The 21,831-nt window shown below is 58.1% G+C and carries 15 protein-coding genes; 8 read left to right on the top strand and 7 right to left on the bottom strand.

Features of this window, described 5'->3' with window-relative positions; all coding sequences use genetic code 11:
• Nucleotides 1-57: 57 nt before the first annotated feature.
• Complete coding sequence (locus tag BQ5379_RS09505; RefSeq protein ID WP_071135209.1) at nt 58-1,416, bottom strand: hypothetical protein; 1,359 nt, start codon at nt 1,414-1,416, stop codon at nt 58-60.
• A gap of 222 nt (nt 1,417-1,638) precedes the next feature.
• Complete coding sequence (locus BQ5379_RS09510) at nt 1,639-2,214, bottom strand: adenylate kinase (RefSeq protein WP_071135210.1); 576 nt, start codon at nt 2,212-2,214, stop codon at nt 1,639-1,641.
• A 113-nt stretch (nt 2,215-2,327) separates the two neighbouring features.
• Here BQ5379_RS09510 and thiL point away from each other — a divergent pair, with 113 nt between their 5' ends.
• The 4 genes from thiL to groL all read left to right on the top strand — a co-directional run bounded on the left by thiL (nt 2,328) and on the right by groL (nt 8,541).
• Nucleotides 2,328-3,386: a thiamine-phosphate kinase gene (thiL, locus tag BQ5379_RS09515; RefSeq protein ID WP_235846056.1), complete on the top strand. Its 1,059-nt coding sequence runs from the start codon at nt 2,328-2,330 to the stop codon at nt 3,384-3,386.
• 138 nt (nt 3,387-3,524) lie between these two features.
• Nucleotides 3,525-6,143 (top strand): FN3 associated domain-containing protein, encoded by a 2,619-nt coding sequence (locus BQ5379_RS09520; RefSeq protein WP_071135212.1) that lies wholly within the window; start codon nt 3,525-3,527, stop codon nt 6,141-6,143.
• A 440-nt stretch (nt 6,144-6,583) separates the two neighbouring features.
• Complete coding sequence (locus BQ5379_RS09525) at nt 6,584-6,853, top strand: co-chaperone GroES (RefSeq protein ID WP_071135213.1); 270 nt, start codon at nt 6,584-6,586, stop codon at nt 6,851-6,853.
• Nucleotides 6,854-6,906: 53 nt separating this feature from the next.
• Nucleotides 6,907-8,541 carry a chaperonin GroEL gene (gene groL, locus BQ5379_RS09530; protein WP_071135214.1) on the top strand — a complete coding sequence of 545 codons (1,635 nt, stop codon included), beginning with the start codon at nt 6,907-6,909 and terminating at the stop codon, nt 8,539-8,541.
• A 479-nt stretch (nt 8,542-9,020) separates the two neighbouring features.
• Here groL and BQ5379_RS09535 read toward each other — a convergent pair whose 3' ends face one another.
• The 3 genes from BQ5379_RS09535 to BQ5379_RS09545 form a co-directional block, all read right to left on the bottom strand.
• A complete protein-coding gene (locus BQ5379_RS09535; RefSeq protein ID WP_071135215.1) occupies nt 9,021-10,628 on the bottom strand; it encodes a sulfatase family protein in 1,608 nt (535 codons plus the stop codon).
• A 375-nt stretch (nt 10,629-11,003) separates the two neighbouring features.
• Entirely contained in the window at nt 11,004-12,179 is a 1,176-nt protein-coding gene (gene lysA / locus BQ5379_RS09540) for a diaminopimelate decarboxylase (RefSeq protein WP_071135216.1), read from the bottom strand.
• An 82-nt stretch (nt 12,180-12,261) separates the two neighbouring features.
• Nucleotides 12,262-13,590 carry an aspartate kinase gene (locus BQ5379_RS09545; protein ID WP_205408200.1) on the bottom strand — a complete coding sequence of 443 codons (1,329 nt, stop codon included), beginning with the start codon at nt 13,588-13,590 and terminating at the stop codon, nt 12,262-12,264.
• A gap of 144 nt (nt 13,591-13,734) precedes the next feature.
• Between BQ5379_RS09545 and BQ5379_RS09550 the strand changes: the two genes are divergently transcribed.
• The 3 genes from BQ5379_RS09550 (at nt 13,735) to ileS (ending at nt 18,312) form a co-directional block, all read left to right on the top strand.
• Complete coding sequence (locus tag BQ5379_RS09550; RefSeq protein ID WP_071135217.1) at nt 13,735-14,403, top strand: aspartate kinase; 669 nt, start codon at nt 13,735-13,737, stop codon at nt 14,401-14,403.
• 16 nt (nt 14,404-14,419) lie between these two features.
• On the top strand, nt 14,420-14,806 hold the full coding sequence (locus tag BQ5379_RS09555) for a YbaN family protein (protein ID WP_071135218.1): 387 nt from the start codon (nt 14,420-14,422) through the stop codon (nt 14,804-14,806).
• Between the two features lie 89 nt (nt 14,807-14,895).
• On the top strand, nt 14,896-18,312 hold the full coding sequence (ileS, locus tag BQ5379_RS09560) for an isoleucine--tRNA ligase (protein WP_071135219.1): 3,417 nt from the start codon (nt 14,896-14,898) through the stop codon (nt 18,310-18,312).
• Between the two features lie 465 nt (nt 18,313-18,777).
• On the opposite strand, the gene BQ5379_RS09565 is transcribed toward ileS, so the two are convergent.
• Nucleotides 18,778-20,052 (bottom strand): anaerobic sulfatase maturase, encoded by a 1,275-nt coding sequence (locus tag BQ5379_RS09565; protein ID WP_071135220.1) that lies wholly within the window; start codon nt 20,050-20,052, stop codon nt 18,778-18,780.
• Nucleotides 20,053-20,103: 51 nt separating this feature from the next.
• Nucleotides 20,104-20,994, bottom strand: a complete 891-nt coding sequence (locus tag BQ5379_RS09570) for a helix-turn-helix transcriptional regulator (protein ID WP_071135221.1) — start codon at nt 20,992-20,994, stop codon at nt 20,104-20,106.
• Nucleotides 20,995-21,126: 132 nt separating this feature from the next.
• Here BQ5379_RS09570 and BQ5379_RS09575 point away from each other — a divergent pair, with 132 nt between their 5' ends.
• Entirely contained in the window at nt 21,127-21,798 is a 672-nt protein-coding gene (locus BQ5379_RS09575) for a YczE/YyaS/YitT family protein (protein WP_071135222.1), read from the top strand.
• The last annotated feature ends 33 nt before the right edge of the window (nt 21,799-21,831 follow it).

A 21,831-nucleotide genomic window follows, 5' to 3' on the forward strand; every position in this document is an offset into this window, starting at 1 on the left:
TACTCCTTGACGCCTAATACAGGCATCGGTGTGTCAGGGGTGTTGGAATAGGGCAAACTATTTGATTTCGACTTCGATGGCTGCCGGATAGAGGCGAGCGGGATCGAAGAAAATGGCGCAACTGTTGACCAGATTCTGGGTGTTCAGCTTCACTTTTCCGTTGAACGCCTCTTTCCCGTTGACCAGTACGGTGATCGGACGATTCAGGTCAACCAGCTGGTCGTTCAGGAAGATCACTACGCGTCCTTTAGTGGCCGGAGTGAAGCTCTTTTTGTAGGTCTTGGCGAGTCCCCATTTGCTGGTGCGTTCGGCGGCTTCGGAGGTCATGTTGTTTACCTTCAGGTCGATCGTGTTCCCGTCGATGGTCATCTCGTAGCAGGCGCGGGTCCCCTCTTCGTCGGAACGTTCCTTGACGTAGAGGTTATAGAACCCGTTGCGGTAGCGGCCGTCCATGTTGAAGTTTTCCCAGTAGACGTATTTCGGATAGGGATTGCGGGTGTGGGTCTTCAGCCACGGGGTGGTGGGGTTGTAGTCGATCGAGGTGTGGGTGGCGTCGGGAACTACCTGAATGTCGTGTTCGTAGTAGCCGGGGTGAAGTTTCTGAAGCCGGTCGAACTCCTCCTTGGCGGCTTCGGTCAGCTCGTTGCGGCAGAATCCGAGGTCTTCCGATCCGGTGCGGAACGAGAAGGCGATGTTGGCACAGTTTTCGGCCGGTGCATTTTCCATCGGTTCGCCGCCGGCGATGGGGCCGGCTCCGGCCAGATAGTCGGCGTAGAACGACGCCAGACGCTGGCTGCCGTAGGCGCCTTCCGAGATGCCGAAGAAGTAGACGCGGTTCGGGTCGATTTCACCCGAGATGAAGGCCTGACGCAGCAGTTTTTCCCAGGCTTCCTGTTTGGCCACCTGCCACCAACGGTAGTAGCCGCCTTCGTTCGGGATTTGCGGAATGAAGTAGGCCGAGGGGGCGTCGTCGAAGCGCATCCCGAGGCGGATGCCGTTGCTCCATTCGCGCTCTTTGGGGCCCGAACCGTGGAGATAGACGAACAGCGGCCAGCCGGCTTCGGGCTTGACTTCGCCTTTGGTGCCGTAGTAGTAGGGCATGATCGCTTCGGGTTCAAAGGCGGTGAGGTCGAAACTGCCGCTCTGAACCTTTTCGAGGGGTTTCAGCGTGGCCAGCTTGTCTTCTCTGAGGGCGGCGTTGGCCGCTTTCCAGGAGTTCCATACCTCCTCCTGTGCCTGGGCTACTTTTTTGGCCTTGAGCGGAGTGGAGGTCGCGTAGGCAGTTTTTTCGCCGCCCAGGTAGTGCGAAAAATATTCGACGTAGGTCGTGTTGGTTTTTTCGTTATCGGCAGGGTTGCCGGCCTGGCAGTTCAGAAACAGGGCGAACAGGCCTGCCATGAAAAGGTACTTCTTCATTGTATGTAATCTTTTGTGGTGTTCGGGGGGCTTGGCACGGGGCGGGGACGATCTGTGCGAATCTTGAGCGTGGGTGGGGCAAGTCGACTGTGCACGGTGTCCGGGCGAGGGTGGCGGTGCAGTTCGGTGCGACGGTGTAAAAAAGGGGCGAAAGTGCATGTGCCTTTCTCCCCTCGTTGTTGTCCGTCTCCCGCAACTTGTTCGGGGGATCGTGGTATGTCGTTATTTGAGCGCGTCGATGGCGTCGCATAGCCGGCCGAAGATCTCGTCGATGGTGCCCACGCCGTTGACTGCGCGGAATTTGTCGGCTTTTTTATAGAAGTCGGCCACCACGGCGGTCTGAGCCTTGTAGACTTCAAGGCGGTTTTTGATCGTGTCGATGCTCTGGTCATCGGCCCGGCCACTGGTTTTGCCGCGGGTGAGGATGCGTTCGGTCACCACTTCGTCCGGTACGTCGAGCGCCAGCATGACGGTCACCTGGGTGCCGATTTTGGTCAGCATCCGGTCGAAGGCTTCGGCCTGCGGCAGCGTGCGCGGAAAACCGTCGAAGATCACGCCGGGAGCGTCTTTATGCTCTTCGATGTACTTTTCGATGATTCCCAGCACCAGCTCGTCGGATGCCAGTTTGCCGCCTTCCATCTGTTTGGCGGCTTCTTTGCCCAGTTCGGTACCGCGACTGATCTCGCCGCGGATCACTTCGCCTGTCGAGAGGTGGAGAATGCCGTATTTTTCCTGGAGTTTTTCGGCCTGAGTGCCTTTGCCGGCCCCCGGAGGGCCGAATAACACAATGTTCAGCATGTTATGTAAAACTTTAGACGTTGACTCGGGAAGTGCCTTCTGCGGTGGGGGCATGAGCCTCGCACAAAAGGAGTGGTAAAGTTATTTTTTAAATCTTAAATTTGCAAAAAACCATGACAAACCCCAAGCAAATGAGCCGTACCGAAATATCCGCTTTGGGTAAGGTGGCCTTTGTCGAGCGCCTGACCCAGCCCTTCACTACCAACCGAAATACCCATATCCGACAGGGGATTGGCGACGATGCCGCCGTGATCGACCGCGGCGAGTGGCTCGAGGTCGTCAGCCAGGCCACGATGCTCGAAGGGATCGACTTCGACCTGACCTATACTCCGCTCGAACATCTCGGTTACAAGTTGGTTGTGGCGGCAGTCTCCAATATTTGCGCCATGAATGCCCGAGCCGAGTATCTGACCGTCAGCATCGGGCTTTCAGCCCGTTTCTCGGTTGAGGATGCTACGGCGCTCTACGACGGTATCAAGCGGGCCACCGACGAGTACCAGCTCGATCTGGTGGGCGGCAATACGTCGGCCTCGATGACGGGGCTGAACCTGATGGCCACCGTCATCGGGCAGACAACGGAACAGGAGCTGACCCTGCGCAGCGGCGCCCGGAACCGGGATTTGCTCTGCGTTACCGGTAATCTGGGGGCTGCCTACATGGGGCTGCAACTGCTCGAACGCGAAAAACGCGTGCTCAAGGGGAACGACGTCAGCAAACCCGCCATCAGCGAGGAGAATGCCTACATCCTGCAGCGCCAGCTCAAACCCGAAGCGCGGGTGGATGTGCAGAGCCAGTTACGCGAGGCCGGAATTCGGCCGACGGCCATGATCGATGTGACGCGCGGTCTTGCTTCGGCTGCCCTGCATATCTGCCGCCGATCCGACGTCGGCGTGCGAATCTACTTGAACCGTATTCCGATCGCTTCGGAGACCTTTCGGATGGCCGACGAAATGCACATCGACCCGGTGGTGGCTGCCCTGAACGGTGGCGACGATTATGAACTGCTCTTCACCGCTCCGCTCGACAAACATCAGGAGTTGCTGGCCATGCCCGGAGTCGATGTGATCGGACACATCGTGCCTGCGTCGCAGGGGGCAGCCCTCGTGACCCCCGATGGAGGTGAAATCCGCATTCAGGCGCCGGACTGGACCGCACGCGAGGAGCAGGAGTAACGCCCGGCCGGAGGGAAGGCGGCCATGTTGCGGACAGACTGTCTGCGTCGCAGCCGAGTGTGGGTGAAGGGTGGCTGGGGAGAGTCAGCCTCCGTCGGCCGTATCCATACGAAATCCATTAACCCCATATTCTTACGTATGAAAAAACGAACGCTGATCTGCGCCCTGCTGGCATTGACCACAGCCGGGGGCGTCGGAGCCGCGCCGAAGATCAAGGTGCAGCCCCGGATGAACTACTTTACCGAACGCGACAGCGTCGCAACGGTCATCATCACCGGCGACGCCCAGCCCGGTCGGGCGGTGCTCGAGGACTCCGACACGCCGCTGACCCTCACCCGTCGCAGCCCGATGCTCTACACCCTGCCGCTGACGGCGCTGCGCGAGGGCGACAACATGCTCCGCATCCGCGTCAACGACAGTACCTATCGCGTTCGCCTCACCCGACTTCCCTATAAGGACAACGGCGTGCAGATCGACTACCTGACCGGTGTACTCCATACCGAAGGGCTGCCGATCGTGCCGAGCGGGTTCTACTGCTATTCGCCCGTGCAGCCTACCATCCAGGAAGAGGAGGTGGCGCGCGGCATGAATCTGCTTTCGCCCTACCAGAATATCGGTGGACAGCCCCGCAAGGAGCGCATCGCCTATCTCGACCGGGCCGCTCAACTGGGCATGAAGGTCAATTACAATCTGTTGAGCATTGCCGGTGGCGGTGGCGGTGCCAAGGCGGCTGCCAGTGACAAGTCCAAGAAGATGGAGCTGCTGCGCGACGAGATCCGTGCGCTGAAGGACCATCCTGCCATCCTGTCGTGGTACGTGGCCGATGAGCCCGAAGGACAGGGCATTTCGGCCGAGACGCTGGAAGAGATCTACGACATCATCCGGGCTGAAGACCCCTATCACCCCATCACGCTGGTCATCATGTCGGCCGGCCCGGGGCGTCACTATGCCAACTCGTGCGACATCATCATGGCCGACACCTATCCCGTGCCCAACTCGCCCGCATCGGACGTGATCGGGACGATCCGCGGCCTGCAGAATGAATTGCAGTACGAAAAATCGATCTGGTACGTGCCCCAAACCTTCGGCGGTGCCGAGCACTGGCAGCGCGAACCCACCTCGGCCGAGATCCGGATGATGACCTGGGGGGCGGCGCTCGAGGGGGCGCGTGGTTTTCAGGCATTTATCCGCCACGGTCTGAACGGTTTCCCAAAGAACCAGTTCATGTGGGAGACCTACGCCAAAACCTGTCGCGAAATTCAGGAACTGACTCCCTTCTTCGAACGGGGAACCGAATCGCAGCCCCGCGTCGTGTTGCAGACCGGTCTGGTGGCACGCACCTATACGCTCGGTTCGCAGACCGTGACGGTGCTGCTGAACCCCAAACAGGAACCGGCCGTGTTCAAAGTCGTGCTGCCCCGGCCCGTGAACGGAAAGGCATACGATCTGTCCGACAACAGCACCCGCGAGGTGGTCAACGGAACCATCGACGGGACATTGCCTCCGTTCGGTGTACAGATTCTGAAGATGTTTGCCAATGCGGACGAAGAGCAGGCCTATCTCGGTAACAACCGGATTGTCAACAAAAGCAACCTGTTGCTCGATCCCAGTTTCGAGTGGCAGTACAGCGTTTCGGGCAACGTTCCGGCCTCTGTTTACGGCGGCGTCGGGAAAGATCGTGGGGCCAGCTATGCCATCGACTCGCGCGTGGCCTATCACGGCGGCCACTCGCTGCGCATGACCAACCCGGCGGCCGGGAAAGGCTCGTCGGTCAGCTTCTTCCCGCTGCCGATGGTGGTCGGCAAGAGCTACATCATGACCATCTGGGCCAAAGCCTCGGAAGCCTCGCTGCGCAACCTCAAAAAGGGCGAGAAGATGACCTTCCGCATGAACCTGGGCGGCATTGCGGCGCAGGATTTCGAATTGACCGACCGCTGGACCAAATACGAGATCAACACGACTTACGAACAGGGCGTGACCGATGCCCGGAGTCTGACCTCGTCGCTGCAGCTGCTCTCGCCCGGAACCGCCTGGTTCGACCTGGTGGAGGTGGTCCCTGACATGGACTTTGCGGTGACGCCCGATCCGGACGATGCACGCAGTTTCCGCGTGACGATGAACAACCACATTCCCGACGGAACGATCCGCTACACGCTCGACGGCAGTGACCCGGTCGAAACCTCGACCACATATACTGATCCGGTGAAGATCAGCGACGTGCGGGTGGTGAAGGCTCGCGTTTTCGGGCCCGACGGACGCAGCTACGGCGTGACCGAGCAGCAGGTTGCGGCCCACAAGGCGCTGGGTGCCAAGGTGACCTGTCTGAAACCCTATACCAAATACACCGGTGGTGGCGACGGTGCTCTGACCGACGGTCGGGTAGGGGTAGTTCGTTTTACCGACCCCGCCTGGCAGGGATATATCGGCAATGACCTCGAAGCGGTGATCGATCTGGGCAAACCCACCGAAGTGAAACGCATCACGTCGCAGTACCTCCACTCGAAGGGTGACTGGATCATGCCGCCGCTCTCGGTCGAATACCTCGTTTCGAACGACGGCACGGCATTCGAATCGCTCGGCGTGGTCGAACTCGGTGAGGCCAAAAATGAACCGGCCCACAAGGTGCCCGTCGTGAAGGATAACATCGGTCAGACGGCGCGATACATTAAGGTCATTGCCCGTGGCCATGGTAAGATGCCGGCCTGGCACAGCAACGATGACGCCTGGCTTTTCTGCGACGAAGTAATCGTGGAATAGGCTCCTTCAGTCGCCGCACTGAGGTGCCGCGTCGCAAAAGTGTTTTTATCGATTCTCCCGGACCCGTCGTGGTTCGGGAGATTTTTTTTAGGGCGGATCCGGTGCAGGTACGGTACAGACCCTGTGCAGTCGAGAGGGAACCGGAGTGGCAGGGAACGGCAGAGGGTGGCCGACAAACGGGCGGATCTCAATATATATATCGAGGGATTATATCGAGGGGCGTCGGAAGGGGATGGCCCGGGGGGAAAAGCTGGGAGCGGGAACATCGGGGTGAGGCGGGGCGGCGCCTCTTTTGTCATTCATTCTGTCCGAAAGACAGCCCGGCGACTGTCATTTTGGCACCCCGAAGGGCCTCTCCCCGGTTTGGCACAGTATATGCAATAATCCGCTCCGAACTTTGATTCACTCGAACAAACAAAAACATAAAAATATTACGAGCTATGAAAATCAAACCGTTAGCAGACCGTGTGCTGATCGAACCGAAACCGGCCGAAGAGAAAACCGCATCGGGGCTTTTCATTCCTGACACTGCCAAAGAAAAACCGCTGGCAGGTACCGTAGTGGCCGTAGGTCCCGGCACCGACGACGTGAAGATGGAAGTCAAAGTCGGCGATGAAGTCCTCTACGGAAAATACGCCGGTACCGAAGTAACCGTCGACGGTAAAGATTACCTGATCATGAAGCAGAACGACATTCTGGCTATCATCTAATCTCACCCTATCCCCATTTCATAGAATTCAAGCTAAACAAGAGACACATCATCATGGCAAAACAGATCATATTCGATACCGAAGCCCGCGAACAACTCAAAGCCGGAGTGGACGCGCTGGCCAATGCAGTGAAGGTAACCCTCGGCCCGAAAGGCCGCAACGTGCTGATCGATAAAAAATTCGGTGCGCCGCACGTGACCAAGGACGGCGTGAGCGTTGCCAAAGAAGTAGAACTCGAAGACAGCGTGGCCAACATGGGCGCACAGCTCGTCAAAGAGGTTGCTTCGAAAACCAACGACGATGCCGGTGACGGTACCACCACCGCAACCGTACTGGCTCAGGCCATCATCTCGACCGGTATCAAAAACGTTACCGCCGGTGCCAACCCCATGGACCTCAAACGCGGGATCGACAAGGCCGTTGCAGCCGTTGTAGCCGATCTCCACAAACAGAGCCAGAAAGTGGGCGACGACATCAGCAAAATAGAACAGGTCGGCACCATCTCGGCAAACAACGACTCGACCATCGGTAAACTGATTGCCGAAGCGATGAGCAAAGTGAAAAAAGAGGGTGTCATCACCGTCGAAGAGGCCAAAGGTACCGATACGCACGTCGACGTTGTCGAAGGGATGCAGTTCGACCGCGGGTATATCTCGCCCTACTTCATCACCGATGCCGAAAAGATGGAGACCGAGCTCGAAAAACCCTATATCCTGATTACCGACAAGAAGGTTTCGACCATGAAAGAACTGCTGCCCGTGCTCGAACCGGTAGCTCAGAGCGGTCGCGCCCTGCTGGTCATCGCCGAAGATGTCGATGGCGAAGCCCTCTCTTCGCTGGTGCTCAACAAACTGCGTGGTACGCTGAAAATCGCTGCCGTTAAAGCTCCGGGCTTCGGCGACCGTCGTAAAGAGATGCTCCAGGATATCGCCATCCTGACCGGCGGTATCGTGATCAGCGAAGAAACCGGTCTGAAACTCGACGCCGCAACCATCGACATGCTGGGTTCGGCCGAAAAGGTTACCCTGACCAAGGAAAATACCACCATCGTTAACGGTGCCGGCAAGAAAGACGCCATCAAGGACCGTGTCGCTCAGATCCGCAAACAGATCGAATCCTCGACCTCGGACTACGACAAGGAAAAACTTCAGGAACGTCTGGCCAAACTGGCCGGCGGTGTGGCTGTCCTCTACGTGGGTGCCGCTACCGAAGTGGAAATGAAAGAGAAGAAAGACCGCGTGGACGACGCGCTGGCTGCAACCCGTGCCGCAGTGGCCGAAGGGATCATCCCGGGTGGTGGCGTAGCCTATATTCGTGCGACCAAAGCCCTCGAAAAACTCAAAGGCGATAACGAAGACGAAACTACCGGTATCCACATCGTGAAACGCGCTATAGAAGAACCGCTGCGTCAGATCGTTGCCAACGCCGGCGGCGAAGGCTCGGTAGTCGTAAACAAAGTACGTGAAGGTAAAGGTTCGTTTGGTTACAATGCTCGTACCGACGAATACGAAGATATGTTCACTGCCGGTATTATCGACCCGACCAAAGTGGCTCGTGTAGCTCTCGAAAATGCAGCTTCGGTTGCCTCGATGTTCCTGACCACTGAATGCGTGCTGGCCGAAATCAAGGAAGAAAATCCGGCTCCGGCTATGCCTGGTGGCATGGGTGGCATGGGCGGCATGATGTAGTCCCCGGCCCGTTCCGGCAGGCTGCCGAAAGGTAACATAAAGAATCAGAGCGCCTTCCGATCCTGTGATCGGAAGGCGCTCTTTTTTTGTATTTGTGACTGGGTGAGCGGCGGTCTGCGGTGATGGAGTGCAGGGTGGGGGCAGGGCGCAGGAGCTGTATCCGGTCGCAGCAGGTAGATAGTGGTTGAGTGTGGGGCGAGTGTTCTGTTTTCAGAGGTATTCTTCCCGAAGAAAAAGGATTCCACCTGCAATATCCCGTGGGTGTGTCGACCCTTCTCGCTCGGTGCGGTAGAAATTCACAGAACGGCTTGACGTGCGGGATGTGAGGCGTTTGAAGAACGTGCAGCGGCGGGGTGGCTGGTAATAGCTGTGTGTGGTGGGTGAGAAATGAAGCACCCCGGACAAACGATATTGTCCGGGGTGCTTTTCTGCATTATGCGGATACGTCGAGTGTTGGCAGGCTGTACGTGTCTCGGCGCTTATCGGGCTGCTTCCAGTTCGGCGCAGGGAGGCAGCGTTTCGTTGTAATAGGCTGCCAGCCGATTCAACTCTTTCATCAGTCGTGCGGTCTCTGCTGCAGTTTCCGGAGTGCCGTACAGGTTGTGCATTTCGTTTGGGTCGCTCTCCAGATCGTACAGTTCGAAGAAGTGTTCGGTCGGAACCGGCGTTTCGTTGCTGTAGAAGTAGATCAGTTTCCATCGCCCGTCGAATACGCCGGCATGTTGCATGACGTTGTGAATACCGGGGTTTTCGAAATAACGGTAGTAGAGCGTGTTGCGCCAGTTCGTGCCCGGTTCGACGGCACTGTCACCGCCCGTGGCGATGGCACGGAATGATTCACCCTGCATTTCGGCCGGTTTTTCGATGCCGCACCAGTCGAGCAGCGTCGGCGCGAAGTCGATGTTTTGCACCAGCGATGTCCGTGCCTCCGTGCCGGCCGGAATCTCACGCGGGTAGCGGATCAGCAGCGGCATCCGCATCGACTGTTCGTACATGAAGCGTTTGTCGAACCAGCCGTGTTCGCCGAGGTAGAAGCTCTGGTCCGAGGCGTAGACCACGATGGTGTTTTCGGCCAGCCCGGCCTGTTCGAGATAGTTGAGTATCTTGCCCACGTTTTCGTCCACGGCGGCGATGGTCGAGAAGTAGTCACGCATGTAACGCTGGAATTTCCACCGGGTGAGGCTGTCGCCCGTGGGCGGATTGTCATAGTAGGCCTGGTTGGAGGCATCGTACGAGGCCTTGTAGGCTTCGCATTCGGCGGAGTCCATGAAACGGTAGTCGGGACCCCAGTCCGTTTTTGGATCCCACCCTTCCTTGCGCGTGTAGAGCTTCAGGTCGTAGGCCGGCATCATATCCTGTGCGATGCTCATCTCCTGACGCTGGGCCGCGATGCGTCCTTCGTGGTTGTCCAGCAGGTTGTCGGGATAGGGAAAGAAGGTGTGTTCGTGGAGGGTCAGGTGGCGCGGAGCGGGCTGGAAGTTGCGGTGGGGCGCCTTGTTGTGGACCATGATGAAGAAGGGCTGGTCCTTGTGCTGCTCGATCCACTCGATGCTTTCGTCGGCCACGATGTCGGTCACGTAGCCGCGCTGGCGCACGGTGTCGCCGCTCATCACCACGAAGTCGGGGTTGTAGTACATCCCCTGGTCGTCGAGCACTTTCCAGTAGTCGAAGCCGCTGGGGTAGCTCTTCAGGTGCCATTTGCCGATGACGGCGGTGGCGTATCCGTTCTGTTGCAGCACTTTAGGGAGGGTGAGCTGGGTGCTGTCGAAAACGTCGGCGTTGGTCCGGAACCTGTTGGTGAAGCTGTGTTTGCCGGTGAGGATCGTGGCGCGGCTGGGGCCCGACACCGAGTTGCCGCAGTAGGCGCGGTCGAAACGCACCCCTTCGGCGGCGAGGCGGTCGATGTTGGGGGTCGGAGCGACTTGGGAGAGCGGGTGACCATAGGCGCTGATGGCCTGTACGGCGTGGTCGTCAGACATGATGTAGACGATGTTGGGGCGTTTGGGCGTTTCCGGGCTTTCGCATTGGACGAAGGTAGCGCCGGCGGCTGCGCAGAGTGCCCCGGGGAGGAGTAGACGTCTCTTCATATAGGGTGGGTTTTGGTGGTTAGTCTGCTCCAAAGATAGGGTTTTTGTATGTTGATGTCGCTATCGATGGGGTGATATTTTGTCTGTGCGGGGATGGTTGGAATGTTATGGCGAGGCTGTTTTGGTGGTGGATCAGGTGCCCGGTCATGGGGTAATTTTTTTGCTTTGTGTGGCTGGGTACAACTGATGTGGCCGGTGTTTTCTCTTCGGGTGCCCGTATGATTCGGATCTGTTGTTTGTTGGTATGTTGGATTTTATGTAAGGCCGAGTCGTGAAAAAATGTGGATACGTGGCGGTTCGCGGAATAAAAAAGGCAGTCTCCCGGGAGGGGGGAGAACTGCCTGGCGGTTTGGATTAGTAGGTTGTATCTTGGCGTTACTGTTCGTCGCTGAAGTGGCTGGGGGCGATCGGACGCATATTGTAGTTCGATGCCATGATGCTTCCGTAGGCTCCGGTCGAACGGAGGGTGAGCACGTCGCCGCGCTGCGAGGCGGGGAAGTCGATGTCACGGGCGAAGATGTCGGACGATTCGCAGATGGGGCCGGCGATGGAGTAGGTTCCCATGGGGCGGCTGCCCGGTGCTGCGACCGCAGCCGTGAGGTTTTCGATCTTGTGGTGTGCGCTGTAGAGTGCGGGACGGATCAGTTCGGTCATTCCGGCGTCGGTGATGGCGAAGTTGGCGCCGCCGGCAGTGGTCTTGGTGTAGAGCACACGGGTGATCAGTTCGCCGCACTGGGCCACGATCGAGCGGCCCAGTTCGAAGTGGACGGTTTGTCCTTCGGCCACATTCAGGTGTTCGTGGAAGGTGCGGAAGTATCCGGCGAAGTCGGGGATGGGTTCGGCGTCGGGATCCTGGTAGTCGATGCCGAGTCCGCCGCCCATGTTCAGGTGTTTGAGTTCGACCCCTTTTGAGGCGAACCAAGCGGCGATTTCGTTGACGCGGCCGGCCAGTTCGGCGAAGGACTCCATCTTGCGGATCTGTGAGCCGATGTGGAAGTGCAGTCCGACGATGCGGATGTGGTCGAGCTGATGGAGTTTGGCCAGCGCGGTGTCGATCTCGGTGTAGGAGATGCCGAATTTGCTTTCGGACTGACCGGTCGAGATGTATTTGTGGGTGTCGGGTTGGACGTTGGGGTTGATGCGCAGGGCGATGCTGACGGTTTTGCCCTGTGCGGCGGCCAGCTCGTTGATGACTTCGAGTTCCTGGAGCGATTCGCAGTTGAAGGCGAAGATGCCTGCCTGGATGGCGTATTCGATCTCGTGGTCACTCTTGCCGACCCCGGCGAAGACGATCTTGTCGGGTGAGAAGCCGTTTTCGACGGCGCATCGCACTTCGTAGCCGCTCACGCAGTCGGCGCCGAGTCCGGCCTGCTGGATCTCGTGCAGGATGCGGGGTTCGACGTTGGCCTTCATGGCGTAGTGGATGTGGTATCCGTAGCGTGCGGCTTCGCGCTGTGCGGTCTCGAGGGTCTGGCGCAGCAGGTCGAGATCGTAGTAGTAGAAGGGGGTGGGCGGTACGGTTTGCCCGGGTGTCAGGGTGTATTTCGACATGTCGGGTAGGGTCTGTCAGTTATTGCCCCCGCACGGAACGCGTCGAGGTGCGGTCCGTGCGGGGGCTGTGTTCGAGGGAAAACTATTTGGCGGATTCGTGGCCGAACAGGTGGTCGTTCAGGGCCTGAAGCGTGGGTTTCTTGTACTCGGTGGAGACCAGAATGGCCATGCTGCGGTGGTTGGCGCCGTAGGAGATCATCTTGATCGGAATCTCTTTCAGTCCGTCGAAGATGCGGGCGGCCAGACCGGTGTGCTGGGCGTCGATGCAACCCACGATGCAGACGATCGTGTTGTTGTGGTCGATCTCCAGGCTGCCGAAGGGGGCCAGTTCGCGGGCGATCTCTTCCAGGTGGCAGGTGCTGTCGATGGTGAGCGATACTTCGACCTCCGAGGTGGTGATCATGTCCACCGGGGTTTTGTACTTTTCGAACACTTCGAACACCTTGCGCAGGAAACCGTAGGCCATCAGCATTCGGGCCGAGGTGATGCGCACCACGGTGATGCCGTCCTTGGCGGCCACGGCGTGGAAGTCCATGGCGTTGTCTTCGCCGGCCGAGATGAGGGTTCCTTCGGCCTGCGGCTCCATGCTGTTCTTGAGGCGGACGTTGATGCCGGCCTCTTTACAGGGCTGGATGGTGAGCGGGTGGAGGATCTTGGCGCCGAAATAGGCCAGCTCGGCCGCTTCGTCGAAACTCATCCGGCGGATGGGGAAGGTCTTGTCGACCACGCGGGGGTCGTTGTTGTGCATGCCGTCGATGTCGGTCCAGATCTGCACCTCGTCCGAGTCGATGGCTACGCCCATCAGTGCGGCGCTGTAGTCGCTGCCGCCGCGGCCGAGGTTGCTGAGGTTGCCGGCTGCGTCGGTGCAGATGAACCCTTGGGCGATGTAGTAGATGTCGGGATCGGTCTGGGTCACCAGCCGGGTCAGCTCCTGACGCAGACGAGCCGTGTCGGGTTTGCCTTCGGGGTCGGTGTGCATGAATTCGGGCGAGGTCAGCAACACGGCTTTGTGGCCGAGCTCCTGCATGTGGTGGCAGAAGATGGCGCTGGTGAGCAGTTCGCCCTGGGCCAGGATCAGTTTGTCCGACACCTCGCCGCGGTAGGTGAACAGTTCGTTGGCGATGGTGGTGAGTACGTCTTCCATGCGTTCCGAGGCGGCTGCGGCGTGGCTGGTGAGCAGCTCGGCGATGCAGGTCGTGTATTTGTCACGGAGCATGGCCAGGGTGGCTTTGGCCGTGGCGTCGTCACCGGCTTTGGCGGCTGCCGAAATCTTGACCAGTGCGTCGGTGGTGCCCGACATGGCCGAAAGGACGGTCAGGCGTGCCCCTTCCGAGAGGATAATACCGGCTACACGGCGCATGTTCGCTGCCGATCCGACCGAAGTGCCTCCGAATTTGAGTGTTTTTATCATGATTGACGTTAAATTACAAACAAATTGTTATTTTTGCAGTAAACGGCTCCTGGAGCCATTTTCAGCCTGCAAATTTATACATTTGGTATGAATTGCCGGTGGAGGGGAATAAATTGTTCAATATTCGCTGAAAGTGTTAAAATTATGACAAGTATACCGGCCGTAGTCGAAGAGATCATCAAAAAGAAGCCCTTTCTGGAGAGTGCCCTGATTGAAGGGCTCGTGAATCTGTCGGCCCTGGCCCGCAAACTCAAACCCGAAGTCGAGAAACAGGCCGGTCGCGCTGTCAACGACGGAGCCATCATCATGGCGCTGAACCGGTTGGTGCCGCGTTTGGAGTTGCTCTCGAACGTCAAGTTTCAGAAGGTGATCGAAAATATCGGCGACATTGTGGTGCGGTCGAATCTGGCCGACCTCACCTACCAGAACTCCAAGTCGCTCTTTAGCTGCCAGGCCCAGCTGCTCGATCAGGTGCAGCGCACCAAGGATGCCTTCTGTACCTTCTCGCAGGGGGTGGGCGAAACGGCCATGGTGCTGAGCAGTACGCTGGTTCCCGTGGCCGAGGAGATTTTCGGTGGCGAACGGCAGATCGCCAAATCGGTCTCCCTCTCGTCGATCACCATTAAACTGCCCGCCGAAAACAGCATCTACCCGGGGGTGTACTACTATATATTTAAGGAACTGGCCTGGGACAATATCAATATGGTCGAACTGATCAGTACCACCAACGAATTTACGGTGGTGGTTCACGACGACGATATTCATCGCGCCTTCTCGATCCTGATGGACGTCAAGCGCGGTGCCGCTCTCTGATCCCGCCCGCACGCCTATGAAATGGTTGCTCCTTGCGCTGGCCTGGCTCTGCGTCGGGTTGGGATTCCTGGGGGTCTTTCTGCCCCTGCTTCCGACCACGCCGTTCCTGTTGCTGGCCGTTTTTCTCTTTGCACGCTCTTCGCCCCGCTGGCGGATCGCACTGATGCGTCACCGGCTGCTGGGGCCCTATCTTCGCGGCTATGCTTCGAAGGAGGGGCTTTCGGTGCGGGCCAAGGCCGCTACGCTCGCGATCCTTTGGGGAACGATTCTCGCCTCGCTCTTTCTGCTGGCCGATTCGTGGTGGGCGCGAGGGGTGCTGCTGGCTGTCGGCGTGGGCGTCACGATCCATATCCTGCTCCGAAAAACACGACGGGCCGGGAATCCCGAAACGGATGAACCGTAAATTTTTGTAAAACAGGGGCCCGGAAAACGAAACTTTGTCCTCTTTGAAATAAATCGTACCTTTGCATTTCGCAGAAATGAAAACTACCCATGAGCAAAAAATTCGCAGAGTATAAAGGACTTGATCTGCCTGCCACCGCTGCCGAAGTACTGGAGCAGTGGGACGGGGAGGATACTTTTCATAAGAGTATCGAAACACGTGAGGGACATCCCACGTTCGTATTTTACGAAGGACCGCCCTCGGCAAACGGCGTGCCCGGCATTCACCACGTCATGGCCCGCACGATCAAAGACGTATTCTGCCGCTACAAGACCCAGAAAGGATTCCTCGTACACCGCAAGGCCGGTTGGGATACCCATGGGCTGCCCGTGGAACTCGGGGTCGAAAAGAAACTCGGCATCACCAAAGAGGATATCGGCAAGAAAATCTCCATCGAAGAGTACAACCGCACCTGCCGCAAGGCCGTAATGGAGTACACCGACCTGTGGAACAAACTCACCCGGCAGATGGGTTACTGGGTCGATACGGAGAACCCCTATATCACCTACGACAACAAATATATTGAAACCCTGTGGTGGATGCTCTCGCAGCTCTACGACAAGGGGCTGCTCTATAAGGGCTATACCATCCAGCCCTATTCGCCGGCCGCCGGAACCGGCCTCTCGAACCACGAGCTGAACCAGCCCGGCTGCTACCGCGACGTGAAGGATACCACCTGTACCGCACAGTTCAAGGTGATCCGCGACGCCCGCAGCGAATTCCTTTTCGAAGGGGGCGACGGGGCCGTCAAGGGTGACCTCTACTTCCTGGCCTGGACCACCACGCCCTGGACCCTGCCCAGCAACATGGCGCTGGCCGTGGGCCCCGGTATCACCTACGTGCAGGTGATCTGCAACAACCCCTACACCGGTACGGAGCAGACCGTCATCCTGGCCAAGGCCCTGCTCGAAAAGACCATGGCCGGTGCCAAAATCAAAGACTATACCGTCGTTCGCGAATTCAACGGGCCGCAGCTCGAAGGAATCCGTTACGAACAGTTGATTCCGTGGGTCAAACCCGCGCTGAGCGAGCTGAAGGGCGACGCTTTCCGCGTGATCGTGGCCGACTACGTGACCGTCGAAGACGGTACCGGGATTGTGCACATCGCCGCCACGTTCGGTGCCGATGACGACCGCGTGTCGAAACAGAACGGGATTGCGCCGATGCTGCTGCTCGACAAGGCCGGCAAATGGCAGCCCATGGTGGACCGCACCGGCAAATTCTTCCTGACCGAAGATCTCGATGCCGATTTCGTGGCCCGCTATGTTGACGCCTCCTATTCGGAGTACGCCGGCAAGTTCGTGAAGAATGCCTACGACCCGAACAAGACCGACAAGGACGAAACCCTCGACGTGGAGATCTGCATGATGCTCAAAGCCAACAACCAGGTCTTCAAGATCGAAAAACATACCCACAACTATCCCCACTGCTGGCGTACCGACAAACCGGTGCTCTACTATCCGCTCGACTCGTGGTTTATCCGCACCACGGCCGTGAAAGACAAACTGATCGAACTGAACAAGACGATCAACTGGAAACCCGTTTCGACCGGCGAAGGGCGCTTCGGCAAGTGGCTCGAAAACCTCGTCGACTGGAACCTTTCGCGTTCGCGCTACTGGGGTACCCCGTTGCCCATCTGGGCCACCGAGGACCACAGCGAACTCAAGTGTATCGGTTCCGTCGCACAGCTCAAGGCCGAAATCGAAAAATCGATCGCCGCAGGGCTGATGACCGAAAATCCGCTGGCCTCGTTCCGCGAAGGCGACTTCTCGAAAGAGAACTACAACTCCTTCGACCTGCATCGCCCCTATGTCGATAACATCGTACTGGTCTCCTCGAAAGGCGAACCGATGCGCCGCGAAAGTGACCTGATCGACGTATGGTTCGACAGCGGCGCCATGCCCTATGCGCAGGTTCACTACCCGTTCGAAGTGGCCGAGGCGGACTTCAAAGGCAAAATCTATCCCGCCGACTTCATTGCCGAAGGTGTCGATCAGACCCGCGGCTGGTTCTTCACCCTCCACGCGCTGGCCACGATGCTCTTCGACAGTGTTGCCTTCAAGAACATCATCTCCAACGGTCTGGTGCTCGACAAGAACGGCAACAAAATGTCGAAACGTCTGGGCAACGCCGTCGATCCGTTCGAAGTGATGGACAAGTTCGGCCCCGATGCCGTGCGGTGGTACATGATCTCCAACTCGCAGCCGTGGGACAACCTCAAGTTCGACGTGGACGGGGTTGATGAAGTGCGTCGCAAATTCTTCGGAACCCTCTACAATACCTACAGCTTCTTCGCCCTCTACGCCAACGTGGACGGTTTCACTGGTTCCGAAGCCGAAATCCCCGTGGCCGAACGTCCCGAAATCGACCGCTGGATCATTTCGCTGCTCAACACGCTGGTGAAGAACGTTACCGACTCGCTCGAAAACTACGACCCGACCCCGGCGGCACGCGCCATCAGCGACTTCGTGAACGAAAACCTCTCGAACTGGTACGTGCGTCTGAACCGCAAGCGCTTCTGGGGCGGCGGTCTCACGCCCGACAAGCTGGCGGCTTACCAGACCCTCTATACCTGTCTGAAGACCGTGACGCTGCTGGCTGCTCCCTTCGCTCCGTTCATCACGGACCGTATCTATCGTGACCTGACTCATGGCGAAGCCGGTTCGGTTCATCTGGCTGCCTTCCCGACCTACGATGCAACGCGCGTGGACGAAGAACTCGAACGCCGCATGGAGCTGGCCCAGCGTGCTTCGTCGATGGTGCTCGCCCTGCGTCGCAAGGTCAACATCAAGGTTCGTCAACCGCTGAGCAAGATGATTATCCCGGTGCTCGATCCGGCGGTTCAGGCTCGTCTCGAAGCCGTCGAAAATCTGATCCTCAGCGAAGTGAATGTCAAGGAGGTCGAATATATCCACGAAACGACCGGTATCATCACCAAACGGATCAAACCCAACTTCAAGACCCTCGGCCCCAAATACGGCAAGCAGATGAAGGCCATCGCCGCCGCCGTAGCTGCCTTCTCGCAGGAGCAGATCGCTGCGATCGAAGCGCTGGCCGACGGTGCCACCTATTCGCTTGAAATTGCCGGTGGCGAAGCACTGCCCGTGGAACGTACCGACTTCGAGATCACCTCGGAAGACATGCCGGGCTGGCTCGTGGCTACCGAAGGCACGCTGACCATTGCGCTCGACATCGAGGTGACGCCCGAGCTCCGTGCCGAAGGGATTGCCCGCGAACTGGTGAACCGTATCCAGAATCTGCGTAAGGAGCAGGGTTTCGAAGTGACCGACAAAATCCGTGTTACGGTCGAATCGAATCCCGAAACCGACGAGGCCGTGCGCAAGTACGCCGACTATATCGCCGCTCAGACACTGGCTCATGGTGGGGTGTCGGTCGCTGAAGGCAAACAGCGTTCGGCCATCGATATCGACGATATGCTCTTGACGATCAGCGTCGAAAAACAGTAAACCGATCTTCCCGTTCTGTTCCGGGCCGCCCTCAGGGGGTGAGCATGGCGAGAGACTGCAAAGGATGGAGATTTGATTGGCGACGGGCTGTGAAGTTTGCGTATGTGCAGAAGGCGAGGTGCGGAAGGCGAGAGGCAGGAGACGAAGGCAGGGTAGTTTCTCCGGGACGGAATGCCATATTAGGAAACGAGAAGCAGAAAACCCACATGGTTTTCTGCTTCTCGTTTTTGTGCCAAGCGAGGAATGCAAAAGGATGAGTGTGAAGTTGCTGATGTCGGGCACTCCCGACAGATGGAAAGTTATGTCCGCTTCGGAAGGTGGAAAAAATGGAGAAGTGGGAACAGAGTTCGAACGGTATCGGAGCGATGGGGCTCGCTCCGTGAAGAGGTAAAGTTTGGGTATAAAATATCCCCCTAAAAGTCGTCTTTTAGGGGGATATTTGTTGAGTGCGTGTGTTTCGAGGGGTTAAAACAGCCCCATGCGCTGGCGGGCCCACGGTATGACCAGTGCCGCCGGCTGACCCTGTTCCAACAGTTCGCGCATCTTCAGCATGTAGGGCTCCGAATGTTTGTAGAAGGCTGTCAGCCCCTCGCAAAGGGTGTTGATCCGTTCGTCATGATTGCTCTTCGACGGCGTGAAGCGGTGTTTCGGGCATTCGCCGTGGCAGAGGTGTACGTAGCGGCAGCGCGTGCATTCGGTCGGCAGCGTGTTGCGCTTGTTCAGCCCGAAGCGGAACTGCTCCGGACTCTCGAACATGCTCCGCAGGTGGTCGGTGGCGATATTGCCCAGCCGATACTCCGGATAGACGAAGTGGTCGCACGAGTAGACGTCGCCGTTATGTTCGACCACCAGCGCGTCGCCGCACGTCTCGCAGAAGGCACACAGACCCGGCCGTACGCCGCACCAGCCGGCCAGCGTCGCGTCGAACATCTGGACGAAGAAGGTGCCCACGTCGCCCGTGACCCATTCGTCGAAAATGTCGTTCAGAAAACGGCCGTAGGCCGCTGCCGAGATCGACCATTCGGCGCGGTGCGAGTCGGGATCATCCGGGCTGACGATCACTTCGCGCGGCCACCCTTCGACCCGTTTCACGTGTTCCACTACGGGCAGAAACTGCATGAAGCGGCTGCCGATGCTCTTCATGAAGCGATAGATTTCGCGTCCCTTGCCTTCGGAGGCGGCGCTGACTGCCGACAGGGTGTTGAATTCGGCTCCGTTCATGGCCAGCAGCTCGATGCCCCGCATGACGCTGTCGAAAGTCGGCCGACCGCCGCGGTTGTGCCGGTTGGCGTCGTGGACACTGGCCGGGCCGTCGATCGAAACGCCCACCAGAAAGTGGTGCTCGGCGAAAAACTGTGCCCACTCGGCCGTAATCAGCGTACCGTTGGTCTGGAGCGAATTTTCGATCTGTTTGTCGCCCTTGTATTTCTTTTGCAACTCCATCGCACGGCGGAAAAAGTCCAGACCGGCCAGCAGCGGTTCGCCGCCGTGCCAGCAGAACGATACGACCGGGACCTGGTTGCCCTGGATGTATTGCTGGATGAACTCTTCGAGCAGTTCGTCGCTCATCACGTCCGTCGGGCGGACCTTGGGGGCCTGAAGCTCCTTGTCGAGGTAGTAGCAGTAGGTGCAGTCGAGGTTGCAGGTGGCGCCGACCGGTTTCACCATGGCACCGAAGGCGGTGGCGCGGTGACGTTTCAGTGCGTCGCCGAACGAGAGGGTGGCTTTCTTCTTTTTCATCGTGGCGTAAAGATAGTGAAAGTTTCACGGAGAGCGGGGTGTCGCTCCGGATTAAGTGCGGCTCTCCTTGCGGAAACCGAGCGGTGTTTTGCCGGTGTTGCGGCGGAAAAACTTGCAGAAACCGGGGGCGTCGCTGAAACCGAGCTGAAGGGCGATCTCGTTTACGCTGAAACGGGTGGTGCTCAGTAGTGTGCCGGCCTCCATGACCAGCAGGTCGTTCAGAATCTGCCCCACGCTCCGACCGGTCCCCTCGCGGATGATGCGCGAGAGATACTGTTCGCTGATGGCCAGCCGGTCGGCATAGAAACGGATGAAGTGCTGGTCGCGGAAGTGACGGGTGGCCAGTGCGTGGAACTCCTGGAGAATGTGCTCCTTGTGGGTGAGGTGGCGCGAGATGACCGTTTTGCGCGAGAGGATGTCGGCGATGTCCAGAAAGAGCCCCTGGCACGAGGTCCGCAGCCGCGGCCGCAGGAAATGGTGGTCCGAGACCAGCAGCTGCATCAGTGCTTCGAGTTGCAGCCGGAGGCTCTGTGTTTCGGGTTCGGTCAGCGGGATGGTGTACTGGCGATTGCGGCGCAGTGTGGCCAGCAGCAGGGCGATGGTCTGGTCCAGGGCGCTGTCTTCGGCACGCATCCCCTCGGAGAGGGTCAGGGTGATGAACCGGATATCGCGACTGGCGAAGAGGTGGTCGGTCAGGTAGTTGGCGCCGTGGATCAGCAGCGTGCCGGTCTGAAGCTCGATGTGTTCGCCGTTGAGGCGAACCTCGGAACGTCCGGCCAGCATCAGTATCAGATAGAGCTCGCGGTTGAAATAGCTCTCGTTGGCCGGGTAGCTACGGTCGTCGTAGCGGCTGTGGAAACAGGCGATCTGATTTTCGAAATGGGGCAGCTCGGGATGGTCGCGCAGCAGCCGGGCATTATCGACTATAAGAGATTTGACCATTTTGTCAGTGAATTTACAGGGATAAATTTATGATTTGTTTCGTGAATGGCAAAATTTGGCTCGGATTGGATAATGAAATTTATTTAAAAACTCGGACCTTTGCACCGTTTTTGGAAAGGGATCAATCGAACTATGAATTGGAAAGAAAATCTTTGGCGTTATTCGATGTTTGTGGTCGGCCTCTATTTCCTGTCGGCCGGCGTGGTGCTGATCGTGCGGTCGGCACTGGGAACTACGCCCATTTCGAGCGTTAACTATGTGGTGAGCATTAATAGTCCGTTGTCGCTCGGTACCTGTACGTTTCTGATCAACATGTTGCTGATTATCGGCCAGTTCTGGCTGCTTCGCGAGCGTCGTAGCCGACAGGATACGGTTGAGATCCTGTTGCAGATTCCCTTTTCGTTCGTCTTTGCGGCCTTTATCGATCTCAATATGGTGTTGACCAGTGGATTGCAGCCGACCAGCTATCCGATGTCGCTGGCGATACTTGCGGCCGGTTGCGTTGTGCAGGCGATTGGTGTGGTGCTCGAAATCAAACCCCGCGTGGCGATGATGAGCGCTGAAGCCTTTGTCAAATACGCTTCGCAGCGGTATAATCTGGAGTTCGGCAAATGCAAGGTGCGTTTCGATGTTACGCTGGTGTTGCTGGCTGTGATTCTCTCGCTGCTCTTTACCCGCTACGTGGAAGGGGTGCGCGAAGGGTCGGTCATCGCGGCGTGTGCTACGGGCTACATTGTCAGCTTCCTGAATAACAAAATCATGACGCGGCGTATGCTGAACCGGATCTGCTCGATCTGGCGTTAGTAGTGGCGGTGCATACGGTGCGTCAGGAGTGAT

Source organism: Millionella massiliensis (assembly GCF_900104655.1).
Classification (GTDB): domain Bacteria; phylum Bacteroidota; class Bacteroidia; order Bacteroidales; family Rikenellaceae; genus Rikenella; species Rikenella massiliensis.